12 protein-coding genes are annotated in these 12,898 nt (G+C 66.2%); 10 read left to right on the top strand and 2 right to left on the bottom strand.

The features are described from left to right. Window positions 1-29 precede the first annotated feature (29 nt). Window positions 30-338: a hypothetical protein gene (locus ACWDTF_RS12410; RefSeq protein ID WP_240857308.1), complete on the top strand. Its 309-nt coding sequence runs from the start codon at window positions 30-32 to the stop codon at window positions 336-338. Window positions 339-359: 21 nt separating this feature from the next. Here ACWDTF_RS12410 and ACWDTF_RS12405 read toward each other — a convergent pair whose 3' ends face one another. After that, a complete protein-coding gene (locus tag ACWDTF_RS12405; protein WP_240857307.1) occupies window positions 360-1,241 on the bottom strand; it encodes a PAC2 family protein in 882 nt (293 codons plus the stop codon). Between the two features lie 51 nt (window positions 1,242-1,292). Here ACWDTF_RS12405 and metH point away from each other — a divergent pair, with 51 nt between their 5' ends. Genes metH through ACWDTF_RS12385 form a run of 4 tightly spaced genes read left to right on the top strand, consistent with a single transcriptional unit; the run spans window position 1,293 to window position 8,403 of the window. Further along, window positions 1,293-4,898: a methionine synthase gene (gene metH / locus ACWDTF_RS12400; RefSeq protein ID WP_449754450.1), complete on the top strand. Its 3,606-nt coding sequence runs from the start codon at window positions 1,293-1,295 to the stop codon at window positions 4,896-4,898. Between the two features lie 51 nt (window positions 4,899-4,949). Next, window positions 4,950-5,426, top strand: coding sequence for a MarR family winged helix-turn-helix transcriptional regulator (locus ACWDTF_RS12395; RefSeq protein ID WP_355277450.1), 477 nt, complete (start codon window positions 4,950-4,952; stop codon window positions 5,424-5,426). Continuing rightward, complete coding sequence (locus ACWDTF_RS12390; protein ID WP_240857304.1) at window positions 5,423-6,889, top strand: MFS transporter; 1,467 nt, start codon at window positions 5,423-5,425, stop codon at window positions 6,887-6,889. The genes ACWDTF_RS12395 and ACWDTF_RS12390 overlap by 4 nt, the downstream gene beginning before the upstream one ends. Window positions 6,890-6,942: 53 nt before the next feature. After that, the gene (locus ACWDTF_RS12385) at window positions 6,943-8,403 is read left to right on the top strand and encodes a hypothetical protein (RefSeq protein ID WP_449754449.1); all 1,461 of its coding nucleotides are present in this window, start codon (window positions 6,943-6,945) and stop codon (window positions 8,401-8,403) included. On the opposite strand, the gene ACWDTF_RS12380 is transcribed toward ACWDTF_RS12385, so the two are convergent. Beyond that, entirely contained in the window at window positions 8,363-9,157 is a 795-nt protein-coding gene (locus ACWDTF_RS12380; RefSeq protein ID WP_355273253.1) for an alpha/beta fold hydrolase, read from the bottom strand. The genes ACWDTF_RS12385 and ACWDTF_RS12380 overlap by 41 nt on opposite strands. Before the next feature lie 77 nt (window positions 9,158-9,234). On the opposite strand from ACWDTF_RS12380, the gene ACWDTF_RS12375 reads away from it, so the two are divergent. From ACWDTF_RS12375 to hisG, 5 genes are all read left to right on the top strand, one after another. Beyond that, window positions 9,235-10,047: a helix-turn-helix domain-containing protein gene (locus ACWDTF_RS12375; protein ID WP_355273256.1), complete on the top strand. Its 813-nt coding sequence runs from the start codon at window positions 9,235-9,237 to the stop codon at window positions 10,045-10,047. Beyond that, window positions 10,044-10,748: an HAD family hydrolase gene (locus ACWDTF_RS12370; protein ID WP_308221027.1), complete on the top strand. Its 705-nt coding sequence runs from the start codon at window positions 10,044-10,046 to the stop codon at window positions 10,746-10,748. Before ACWDTF_RS12375 ends, ACWDTF_RS12370 begins: the two co-directional genes overlap by 4 nt. Window positions 10,749-10,818: 70 nt before the next feature. Beyond that, on the top strand, window positions 10,819-11,436 hold the full coding sequence (locus tag ACWDTF_RS12365) for a DUF6636 domain-containing protein (protein ID WP_449754448.1): 618 nt from the start codon (window positions 10,819-10,821) through the stop codon (window positions 11,434-11,436). A 49-nt stretch (window positions 11,437-11,485) separates the two neighbouring features. Further along, window positions 11,486-11,749, top strand: a complete 264-nt coding sequence (locus ACWDTF_RS12360; protein WP_240857299.1) for a phosphoribosyl-ATP diphosphatase — start codon at window positions 11,486-11,488, stop codon at window positions 11,747-11,749. Between the two features lie 69 nt (window positions 11,750-11,818). After that, window positions 11,819-12,664, top strand: coding sequence for an ATP phosphoribosyltransferase (gene hisG / locus ACWDTF_RS12355; RefSeq protein ID WP_240857298.1), 846 nt, complete (start codon window positions 11,819-11,821; stop codon window positions 12,662-12,664). Window positions 12,665-12,898: the final 234 nt, after the last annotated feature.

Genomic DNA, 12,898 nt, shown 5'->3' with positions numbered 1-12,898 from the left:
TTGCGGCCGCGAGTCGGTACAGTGCTCGCGTGGCTCGCGTGCAGGAGATCAAGCCGGACACCGACTCCGGGGTGTGGACTGTCGTCACCCGGACGTCGACCTATCTTCTCGACCTGGACGACAAGACTTTGTTGCGCGCACCCGGCGTGGGTGGCACTGACGACGAAGAGTGGACCGTCAGCAGACTGCGGCGCGACTCCGAGGACATTCCGCTGCTCGGCGTGAAGTCGTGCCGGGTGGGGGAGTCGGCGCAATTCTGGGTTCGGGCCGCCGACGACCCGGACGTGCGTACCTGGCGCATCACCACGCCGGTGGTGTCGATCGAGAAAATCGGCTAGCCCCGGCTGGCTCCGGACCGATCAACCACCGAACGATCCCGGCCCACCACGCCGCTTGAGGTAGCGCTCGAATTCCGCCGCGAGCGCATCGCCGTCGATCTTCGCCATGACCTCGTCGGTGTCGACCTCGGCGTCACCACGTTCTTCGAGACCCCGGACGTACTCGGCGATCTCCTCGTCGTCCTCGGTCATCTCGGTGACGGCCTGCTCCCAGTCCTCGGCCTGCTCCGGCAGCGCGCCTAGCGGGACCTCGATGTCGAGTACCTCCTCGACCCGGGTGAGCAGCGCGACCGTCGCCTTGGGGTTGGGCGGGGCGGACACATAGTGGGGGACGGCCGCCCAGAACGACACCGCGGGCATCCCGGCCTGCACGAACATGTCCTGCAGGACCCCGGTGATGCCGGTCGGGCCCTCGTAGCGGCTTTCGGCCAGGTTGTAGCGGGCGGCCGACTCGCTGCTGAAGGCGCTGCCGGTGACCGGCACCGGGCGGGTGTGCGGAGTGTCGGCGAGGAGTGCGCCGAGCATCACGGTGGTCTCGACGCCGAGGCGGTCTGCGAGTTCGACGATCTCCGCGCAGAAGCCGCGCCAGCGCATGTTCGGCTCGATTCCGCGGACGAGTACGATGTCACGGTCGGCACCGACCGGGCTGCAGTACGAGATCGACGTCGTGGGCCAGTCGATGCGGCGGGTGACACCGTCGATCTGCTTGATGGTGGGTCGGTTGACCTGGAAGTCGTAGTATTCGTCCGAGTCGATGTCGATGAGCGGCTCGGCGTCCCACATCAACGCCAGGTGCTCGACAGCGCTGCTCGCAGCGTCACCGGCGTCGTTCCAGCCCTCAAAGGCTGCCAGCAGGATGGGACGGCGCAGCTGGGGAAGATTCGGCATCTGCTCAGCGTTCACCGAACCAGCCTACGACCGAACCCCGAGAGAGAGCGAACTACGCTGACCACCATGTCCTCCGATCACCGCACACCGCACGCCGACTTCGACACGACATTCATGTCGGCGATGTCGCGGCGCGTGCTCATCGGCGACGGAGCGATGGGCACCATGCTGCAGGCCGCCGACCTCACGCTGGACGATTTCAACGGCCTCGAGGGCTGCAACGAGATCCTCAACGACAACCGCCCCGACGTGCTGGAGGGAATCCACCGCGCCTACTTCGAGGCCGGGGCCGACGCCGTGGAGACCAACACCTTCGGCTGCAATCTCTCCAATCTGGGTGATTACGACATCGCCGACCGCATTCGGGAACTCGCCTACAAGGGCACCGCGATCGCTCGCGGGGTCGCCGACGAGATGGGTCGCTCGGCCGACGGCACCGATCGCTATGTGCTCGGCTCGATCGGACCCGGGACCAAGCTGCCCAGCCTCGGCCACACCACCTTCGCCGTCATCCGCGACGCCTACTACGAGTGTGTTGCCGGCATGCTCGACGGCGGGGCCGACGCGATCCTGGTGGAGACCTCCCAGGACCTCCTGCAGGTCAAGGCTGCGGTGGTCGCCGCACGTCGCGCCATGGACGAACTCGGCCGTCGCATCCCGATCATTTCGCACGTCACGGTCGAGACCACCGGGACCATGCTCCTCGGTTCGGAGATCGGTGCCGCTCTGACGGCCATCGAACCCCTCGGGATCGACATGATCGGCCTCAACTGCGCCACCGGGCCGGCCGAGATGAGTGAACACCTGCGTTACCTGTCCCGACATGCCCGGGTCCCGGTATCTGTGATGCCCAACGCCGGTCTGCCCGTTCTGGGACCCAACGGTGCCGAATACCCGCTGACACCCGGCGAGCTCGCCGAAGCGCTGGCGTCGTTCGTCTCCGAGTTCGGACTCGGCTTCGTCGGTGGGTGTTGCGGCACCACTCCCGAACACATCCGGCAGGTCGTCGCGGCGGTCGCCGACGCCACACCCGCGGTCCGCGTTCCCGAGCACGAATCGGAGACGTCGTCGCTGTACACGGCGGTTCCGTTCGACCAGGACGCCAGCTTCCTGGTGATCGGCGAACGCACGAACTCGAACGGCTCCAAGGCCTTCCGCGATGCGATGCTCGCCGAGGACTACCAGCGCTGTCTCGACATCGCGAAGGATCAGACCCGCGACGGCGCGCACATGCTCGACCTCAACATCGACTACGTCGGACGCGACGGTGCCGCCGACATGACGGCGCTGGCCGGGCGTTTCGCGACCTCGTCGACGCTGCCGATCATGCTCGACTCCACCGAGCCCGAAGTGATCCGCGCCGGACTCGAGTCCCTCGGTGGCCGCTGCGCGGTCAACTCGGTCAACTACGAGGACGGTGACGGGCCGGAATCGCGGTTCACCCGCATCATGGAGCTCGTCGTCGAGCACGGTGCGGCCGTCGTTGCACTGACCATCGACGAAGAAGGGCAGGCGCGCACCGCGGACTGGAAGATCCGGGTCGCCGAACGCCTCATCGCCGACATCACCGGGAACTGGGGTCTGGCCGAAGAGGACATCATCATCGACGCCCTCACCTTCCCGATCTCCACCGGTCAGGAGGAGGTCCGCCGCGACGGCATCGAGACCATCGAGGCGATCCGCCGCATCCACGAGGCACATCCGGACGTGCACTTCACCCTCGGCATCTCGAACATCTCGTTCGGGCTCAACCCGGCTGCCCGGCAGGTGTTGAACTCGGTGTTCCTGCACGAGTGCGTGCAGGCAGGCCTCGACACCGCCATCGTGCATGCGTCGAAGATCCTGCCGATGGCGCGGATACCCGACGAGCAGCGCGAGGTCGCGCTCGATCTGGTGTACGACCGTCGGCGTCCGGCGACCGATGACGCACCTGCCTACGACCCGCTGCAGAAACTGATGGAGCTCTTCGAGGGGGTGTCGGCGGCGTCGGCGCGCGAATCGCGGGCCGCCGAACTCGCCCGGCTGCCGCTGTTCGAACGGCTCGAACGGCGCATCGTCGACGGTGAACGCAACGGCCTCGAAGACGACCTCGACACGGCGATGACAGAAAAGCCGCCGCTGGCGATCATCAACGAGACGCTGCTTTCGGGCATGAAGACCGTCGGCGAGCTGTTCGGTTCCGGGCAGATGCAGTTGCCGTTCGTGCTGCAGTCGGCTGAGGTCATGAAAACCGCTGTGGCACATCTGGAACCGCACATGGAGTCGACGGGCGAGGACGGCAAGGGCCGCATCGTGCTGGCGACGGTCAAGGGCGACGTCCACGACATCGGGAAGAATCTCGTCGACATCATCCTGTCCAACAACGGCTACGAGGTCGTGAACATCGGCATCAAGCAGCCCATCACCACCATCCTCGACGTCGCCGCGGACAAGAAGGCCGACGTCATCGGCATGTCGGGTCTGCTGGTGAAGTCGACCGTGGTGATGAAGGAGAACCTCGAGGAGATCAACGCCCGCGGGCTTGCCGACTCCTATCCGGTGCTGCTCGGTGGCGCGGCTCTCACTCGCTCGTACGTGGAGAACGATCTGTCCGAAACCTATGAGGGCGACGTGCACTACGCACGCGACGCCTTCGAGGGACTGCGGTTGATGGACGAGATCATGGCGACCAAACGCGGGGAGGGACCCGACCCGGACAGCCCCGAGGCGATCGCCGCCGCCGAGAAGGCCGCCGAACGCAAGGCCCGCCACGACCGGTCCAAGCGCATCGCGGCCAAGCGTAAGGCCGCCGAAGAGCCGGTGGAGGTGCCTGCGCGCTCGGATGTGGTCGCCGACAACGACATTCCCGAGCCGCCGTTCTGGGGTACCCGCATCGTGAAGGGTGTTCCGGTCGCCGAGTACATGCAGTTGCTGGACGAGCGCGCATTGTTCCTCGGGCAGTGGGGTCTGCGCGGTGCACGCGGTGGCGAAGGTCCGTCGTACGAAGAGCTCGTGGAGACCGAAGGACGCCCGCGTCTGCGCCACTGGATCGACCGGCTGTCGACCGAGGGCATCCTGCAGCACGCGGCGGTGGTGTACGGGTACTTCCCGGCGATCAGCGACGGCGACACCGTGCACGTGCTGACCGAGCCGACCCCGGACGCGCCGGTGCGGTTCAGTTTCGACTTCCCACGCCAGCATCGGTCGCGCTTTCTGTGCATCGCGGACTTCATCCGCTCGCGAGAGGCTGCACAGCTGGATGGCCGGGTGGATGTGTTGCCATTCCAGTTGGTCACCATGGGGCAGCCGATCGCGGACTTCGCGAACGAACTGTTCGCCGCCGACTCCTACCGCGACTACCTCGAGGTGCACGGCATCGGCGTGCAGCTGACCGAGGCCCTGGCCGAGTATTGGCATCAGCGGGTGCGTAGTGAGCTTCGTTTCGGCGAGCGCGCCATGGACAGCGAGGATCCGGACAACGCGCAGGGCTTCTTCGACCTCGAGTATCGCGGTGCCCGTTTCTCCTTCGGCTACGGTGCATGCCCGAATCTCGAGGATCGGGCGAAGATGATGGAGTTGCTCGAACCCGAGCGGATCGGGGTTGAGCTCTCCGAGGAGCTGCAACTGCATCCCGAGCAGTCCACCGATGCCTTCGTGCTGCATCATCCCGAGGCCAAGTACTTCAACACGTGATCTCCGGGCCGAGGGGTTGACACGAAGTAGTTGTAGGAATACAACAGTTGTATGACTACAACCGACTCGGACAAGGCTGCCCCGGCCGTGACCGAACTGTGGTTCGCGATGAACAGTCTCGTGCGCGATTATCAGTCGGGCGCGCATGCCCGGATCAGTGAGCTGACCGACATGCCCTTCAGCCGGTTTCGGGCGCTGCGGCGAATCGCGGTGAAGGCCATGCCGCAACGCGAACTGGCGGCCCGGCTGGGGGTCGACGCGCCGGCGGCGAGTGGAATCGTCGACGACCTCGTCTCCCGCGGTCTGGTGACCCGGGAGCCGCACCCGACCGACCGGCGATCCCGGCTGGTCACCATCACCACTGATGGCGCGCGGATCGTTGCCGACGTCGCGGCCGACCCGAGCGTGGCCCCCACCATGTTCGAGGCGCTCGACGCCGACGGACGCCGGGAACTCGGTCGTCTCCTCGGTCTGCTGCAACAGGCGGCAGAGGGGATGTCAACAGAGGGGATGTCGACAGGCGCATGAACATTCGCACGTACTCGGCACCGGGCGGTGACATATCCACTCTCGGAAGGCGTCGGCGGCTCGCCATCCTGGCGACCTGTTGCTTGAGCCTGTTCATCGTCGGCATCGACGTCTCGGCCGTCAACGTCGCATTGCCGTCGATCAGTTCGGATCTGGGAGCGACGCCCTCGCAGCTGCAATGGGTGATCGACGCCTACACGCTGGTGCTCGCCAGTTTGCTGATGCTCGGCGGCTCGCTGGGTGATCGTCTCGGTCGCAAGCGCATCTTCCAGGTCGGACTCACGGTGTTCGGGATCGGGTCGATTCTCTGTTCGCTGTCGATCTCGCCCGAGATGCTCATCGGCGCTCGGATGATCCAGGCCGTCGGCGGGTCGATGCTGAATCCGGTGGCCATGTCGATCATCACCAACACCTTCACGGACCCGAAGGAACGTGCGCGTGCCATCGGTATGTGGGGCGCGGCAATCGGAGTGAGCATGGCGGTCGGGCCACTGGTGGGCGGTGCACTCGTCGACGGTGTGGGCTGGGAGGCCATCTTCTGGCTCAACGTCCCGGTGTGCCTGGCCGCGTTCGTTCTGACTGCCATCTTGATTCCCGAATCGAAGGCGCCGCGGGCCCGGAGATTCGATCCGCTCGGGCAGGTGCTCATCCTCGTGTTTCTCGCGACGCTGACCTTCGGCATCATCGAGGGCCGCACGCTGGGCTGGACCTCAGGCGTCGTGATCGGCGTCTTCGTCATGGCGGCGATCTCCGTCGTCGCCCTCGTCGTGGTGGAGAACCGGCGCGTCGAGCCGCTGCTCGACATGCGATTCTTCCGCAGCGTGCCGTTCAGCAGTTCGGTGATCAGCGCGATCGTCGCCTTCAGCGCGATGGGCGGGTTCCTCCTGCTCAACACCCTCTACCTCCAGCAAGGGCGTGGATTCACGCCCTTCGAGGCGGGGTTGATGACGTTGCCGATGGCGGTCGCCAACGGCGTGTTCGCGCCCGTGTCGGGCCGCTTGGTGGCCGAGCGTGGATCCCGCACTCCGATGGTGATCTCGGGCGTGGCCGTCGTGGTCAGCGGGCTCATGCTCACGCAGATCTCCAACGACACGAGCCTGTGGTACCTCGGATTCGCGTATCTGGCCCTCGGAGTGGGCATGGGCATGATCAACGCGCCCATCACCAACGCGGCCGTGTCCGGTATGCCGCGCGATCAGGCCGGCGTTGCGTCGGCGATAGCTTCGACGAGCCGTCAGGTGGGTATATCCCTGGGTGTCGCGGTGTTCGGTGCTCTTGCGTTCGCGCGGCTCGGCGACGGCGGGGAATCGCAACTGGCGTCGGCTTCCGCACCGGTGTGGCTGGTGATGGCGATCTGCGGCGTCGTGCTGCTGGTTCTGGCTTTCGTTGCGACCGGGCCGTGGGCTGCGCGCACTGTCACGGCAACGCGAGAGCGCATCACAACACCCGCGGCACCATCGTGAAGCTCGCAGTTCGCTGACACCGGATTCCCAGCTTCGGCAACCACAGTGGAAGCATGACCACAGCCGAGGCCGTCGCGGCGGCACCTCCTGCGCACCTGACCACCGACGCAAGGGCACCCTCGTCGGGGTCCGACGTACGGCGTCTCGTCTCCGATCCGCCCCGATGGATCCGATGGACCGTCATCGGTGCAGTGGTCGTGATCGCACTGGGTGTCCGCATCCGCTTCCTCGACGTCGAAACCCTGGACTATCGTGCGTTTCTCGGCCGCTGGTACGACACTCTTGACAGCCAGGGATTCTCTGCCTTCGCATCCCGGTTCGCCGATTACAACTATCCGTACCTCTATCTGATCTATGGGCTGACCGTCGCGGGCATCCCGCCGCTGGTCGGCATCAAGGCGGTCTCGATCGTCTTCGACTTCGTGCTCGCCCTCTTCGCCTACCGGATCGTCGGGCTGCGGACCGACCGATTCTGGTTGCGGGCGTTGGCCTTTGGTGTCGTGGCGCTCCTACCGTCGGTGATCGCGAACAGCGCCTACTGGGGTCAGGCCGACGCCATCTATTCGGCGTTGGCACTCGGCGGTGTGTACTTCCTGCTGCGCGCGCAGATGAAGGGGATCACCCACTCGGCGTACGTAGGGAACTCGGTGTGGGCGTGCGTGTTCTTCGGATTGTCGCTGTCGTTCAAGCTGCAAGCGGTGTTCGTGCTGCCGGTCCTGGCCTGGCTGCTGATCCGACGCCGCATCCCGTGGTACACGCTGCTCGCGATCCCGGCGGTGTTCGTCGCGCTCGTAATGCCTGCGGTTCTCGCGGGTGCGCCGTGGAGTGAGGCGTTGTCGGTGTATCTCGACCAGACCGACTCCTACAAACAACTGACGCTGGGTGCCGCCAACCTGTATCAACTGATCCCGATCGCCGGCGACGCCACCTGGTTGGCCCACCTGGGAATCGCGCTGGCCGCGACGGTGATCCTCGCCTTCCTCGCCTGGTCGGTGTGGAAACGGCCCGCCGTGACCCCGACGTCGATTCTGGTGGTCACCACCGCCTCGGCCGTGATCGTGCCGTTCCTGCTGCCGGCGATGCACGATCGGTATTTCTACACCGCGGAGGTGCTCACCGTGGTGGCCGCATTCTACCTACCGCTCTGGTTCGTCCTCGTGCCGATCCTGGTGCAGGCCTCGGCGATCGGTGTCTATCACTCGTCGTTGACCGGTGACCAGGGGCAGATGATGGGTGGTCCGGGTCGTGGTTCGGGCACGGCGCCCGATGGCAACGGTCCAGGTCGGGGCCCCGGCGGCTTCGGAGGTGGTGGGGGTAATGCCGGTGGAGGTCGCGGCGGTGGACCCGGATCCGGCGGGGGACCCGGTCCGCGGGGCGGAAGCGACGGCTACACCTCGGGCCGTGGCGACGGCGCACTCGCCGTCTATGCGTCGATGATGGGTCTCGCGGTGCTCGGGGTGGTCTCGGCGGTCCTCAGCGTGTTCCGTCGTACTGCGCGGTCGATCCGCGACTGATCGACCACCACGCGACAATGCGCTCGACCACCGGTTCCGGGGTCCGCACCCAGCGGAGATGGTCGAGGGATCCATCGGGCGGGCAGGCGTCAGTGCCGTAGGTCCAGACGGTTCGGGCCCCGGCGTCGAAGTGACGTTCGAGGGCCGACGCCGCATCCGGTGTCACCAGCGAATCGCCGTCGAGACGCACCGCGAGTACCGGTCCGGCCAGCTGCGCAGCCGCGGTCCACGGAACGCGACCGGATCGGACCATCCGGGCCCACTCACGCATCAGCGTCCGCGGAGTGGGCCCGCCGAATCCTGCCTTGGGCCAGTACCCGAGTATCGCCGTGGTCGGCGGAACGGTTGCCGCAACGGCGTATTCGACCATCCCGCCGCGCGGGTAGTACCGGCGCCACGGCAACGATCCGGCGATGATCACGTATCCGTCAAGCAGGGAACCATCGGTACCCCGACCGGCCGCGACCAGTGCGCACAACTGCGCGCCCATGCTGTGGCCGAGCACAAGGATGGGTCGGTCCGGGTGCAGAGCACGGCAGTCGGCAACCTTGCGGCCGAGGTCGTGAGCCTCGTCGGCGTAGGACCAGTCACGGCGGCGGGCCGGTCCGACGTCACCGGATTCGATGCCGCGGCGCGGTGCGACGCTCGCAGTCCAGCCGTGCTCGACCAGGGCGTCGATCAGCGGCCGATAGAAGCGGGCGCGTACGCCCATGGCGGGGGAGACGACGACGTGTGGAGCGTTCTCGGGGTTCATGCGCCGAGCGTGCTGCCATGGTGTCCCCGAGTCCACTACCTGCGAGGTAGTCGAACCCGCTACCTCGGCCGCCTACGATGGCCACCATGCACACGGTGACCGGTGGGGCCAATCCCGTGGGATCGATGTTGCGGCGCTGGCGTGCGCATCGTTCGATCAGTCAGCTCGATCTCGCCTATGACGTCGGGGTGTCCCCTCGCCATCTGAGCTTTGTCGAGACCGGCAAATCGCGACCGAGTCCGTCGCTCATCGATGCGCTGTCCGACCGGCTCGACATTCCACTGCGGGAACGTAATTCGTTGTTGCTGGCCGCGGGTCATGCGCCGCGGTACTCGGAGGAACCGATCACCGCCGATGCGATGACCCGAGTACGTGACTCGGTGCAGCGGGTTCTCGACGCGCACAACCCCAATTTCGGTGTGGCACTGGACCGGACATGGAATGTGGTGCTGGCCAACGACTCTGCGAATGTCCTGACGGCGTCGCTGCCCGAACATCTCCAGGGCCCGCCGTTCAACCTGTTCCGTGCCTCGTTGCATCCGGACGGATTTGCCGGGATGACACGCAATTTCGACGTCTGGGGCCGTTACCTCGTCGATCTGCTCCATCGGCTGACCCGCGTCACCGGCGATCCGCGCCTGGCAGACCTCGAGGATGAGATCGGCACCTATTCGACGGTGCGGGCGTTGGACCGCGACGCATCGCCGGCGCCCGACCCGATGCTGATCGTTCCCCTGGAACTCGAACTCGGCGACGTCGTCCTCTCGTTCTTCTCCACGCTGACGACCTTCGGCTCTCCGCGGGACATCACACTCGAGGAGATGACGATCGAACTGTTCTACCCCGCCGACGCGACGACCGAATCGTGGGTTGCGATGATGCAGAGGTGACCACCTCTGACGCCGACCGGCCGACCGGCCCGCACGCGGTCCTCTGGGACATGGACGGGACGCTGCTCGATTCCGAACCGATCTGGGACATCGCGATGGAACGGTTCGCGCTGCGCAACGGCATAGTCATGAGTCCCGCGCTGCGCGAGTCGACACTCGGCAACTCACTGCCCGACGCCATGGGCAAGATCTATGCGGCGGCCGACGTCGCGGTCTCCGACCGGGACGTCCCGGGTGATTCCCGATGGCTGCTCGACACGGTCGCGGTCCTGTTTCAGGAGGATCTCCCGTGGCGTCCCGGCGCTACGGAAGCGCTCGATCTGGTTCGGGACGCCGGGATTCCGATGGCCCTGGTCACCAACACGGTGCGTGAACTCACCGAGGTCGCCCTCGACACCATCGGGCGTCACCGGTTTGCGGTGACCGTCTGCGGCGACGAGGTGCAACGGGGCAAACCCGCGCCCGATCCCTATCTGCGCGCGGCCGAACTCCTGGGGCGTCGGCCCGACCAATGTCTGGCGGTCGAGGATTCGCCTGCGGGCACCGACGCGGCCACCACGGCAGGCTGCCCGACACTTGTGGTGCCCTCGGCCGCGCCGGTCCCCGACGGGGCGTTGCGTCGCTTCCGGGAATCTCTCGTGGGGTTGTCCGGCCATGACCTGACCGACGCATTCCACGGAGTGACGACGCGGCCCAGCTGATTCGAACTGCTAACGATTCTTCTCGCGGATCCGACGACCATGGCAGGAGCCGGACAGATCGGAGCGAGACATGCGACGTGGTTCATGGGTGAAATCCGCGGGTGTGCTGGCCATGTCTGGGCTGATGGGTTGCGTCGTCCTCGCGGGGTGCACGCCGACATCGGAGACAACCAGCGCCACTTCGACCGCAACGGTCACTGTCACCGCGTCGCAGCCCCCGGGGGTGTCGTCTGCGTCGACGACCCGAACTGCGTCCCCGAACCCGCAGCGCCAACAGCGAACGCCGGAACCCGTCGACCCGTCTCAATTCCGAAGTGGACAACGCAACGGTGACGACGTCTACTTCACCTCGCCCACTGGCAACATCCGGTGCCGTTTTGGCTCGGTGGACTACAGCGCCGGCTGTCAGGCCAAGAACGCCCCGGTACCCGCCGGTGCCGATTGTCGCGGCAACTCGATGTATCCGGCCCACACGCTCAGCCGCGGCTTCTTCCTGCGCGGCGCCGCCGTGATGCCCGCATGCTTCAATCAGGGCGTTTTTGTCGGCTACGAGGCGAGAGCCTTGCCGTACGACCACTCGATATCGGCCCACGGCTACTTGTGCGTGTCGCGTGTCACCGGGATGACGTGCTTTGCACGTTCCGCGCACGGCTTCGTCCTGTCGATGCAGGAGGCGCGAGCCTTCTGAGGCGACCTGCGCAGAGGTGTCGTGACCGGGCATGAAACACTGAGAGACCGTGAAGACATTCGAGGAGTTGTTCGGCGAGCTCACCGAGAAGGCACAGTCCCGGCCGGCCGGCAGCGGCACCGTCGCGGCACTCGATGCCGGTGTGCACACGCTCGGCAAGAAGATCCTCGAAGAGGCGGGCGAGGTGTGGCTCGCCGCGGAGCACGAGTCCGATGAGTCGCTCGGCGAGGAGATCTCACAACTCCTGTACTGGGCGCAGGTGATGATGATCAAACGAGGACTGTCGCTCGAAGACGTCTACCGCCATCTGTAGGGAGTCGGTGCACGCACCCGACTCCCGGCGCACACGTCACTCATCCCGGCAATCATTAAGGACCACATCATGTTGCGCGTAGCCGTTCCCAACAAGGGTGCGCTCTCCGAATCGGCGTCGGCGGTGCTCGCCGAGGCCGGATATCGCAAGCGTTCCGACGCCAAGGACCTCACCGTTCTCGACAACGCGAACGACGTCGAGTTCTTCTTCCTGCGCCCCAAGGACATCGCCATCTACGTCGGCGCGGGCACCCTCGATCTCGGCATCACCGGCCGTGACCTTGCCGGTGACTCCGGTGCCGCGGTCGACGAGGAGTTGTCGATGGGCTTCGGCTCGTCGACCTTCCGCTATGCCGCTCCCGGCAATCAGACCTGGACTGTCGACGACCTCGCCGGCAAGCGGATCGCGACGTCGTACCCGAATCTGGTGCGCGCCGATCTCGCCGAGCGGGGAATCGAGGCCGACATCATCCGCCTCGACGGTGCGGTCGAGATCTCCATCCAGCTCGGCGTCGCCGACGCGATCGCCGACGTGGTGGGCTCGGGACGCACGCTGCGCCAGCACGGGCTGGTCGCCTTCGGCGAGACGCTGTGCGACTCCGAGGCGGTCCTCATCTCGCGGGCCGGCGCCGAGCGGGGCAAGGCCGCCCGGCAGTTCGTCGCGCGCGTGCAGGGCGTCGTCTTCGGTCAGCAGTACGTGATGATCGACTACGACTGCCCACGTTCGCTGCTCGCCGAGGCGTCGAAGCTGACCCCCGGCCTGGAGTCGCCGACGGTGGCTCCGATGGCCGATCCCGACTGGGTCGCAATCCGGGCCATGGTGCCGCGCAAGGACCACCAGAACCTGATGGATAAGCTCTCCGAACTCGGCGCGAAGGCGATCCTCGCCACCGACATCCGGTCCTGTCGCTTCTGAGTCGACGAGACTGTCTTCGGCCTCCTGAACTGCGGAAATCTGTACCTGGGAGCCCAGTCAAATGCACAGTGCACGTGGTCGGGCTGGGACGTACAGATAGCCGACGAGTTTGGCGAGCCGCTCGCTGACCTTTGGGCGTGTCGCGATTTCAGAAACCGCGTGTCTGGCCAGAAACCAGGGGCGCGCCAGCGGTTTCTGGCACCACCCGCGGTTTCTGGCACCACGTGCGGTTTG

This window comes from Gordonia sp. NPDC003422 (assembly GCF_053588675.1).
The sequence above is the reverse complement of the archived record's forward strand: the minus strand, read 5'-3'. Positions and strand labels throughout refer to the sequence as shown.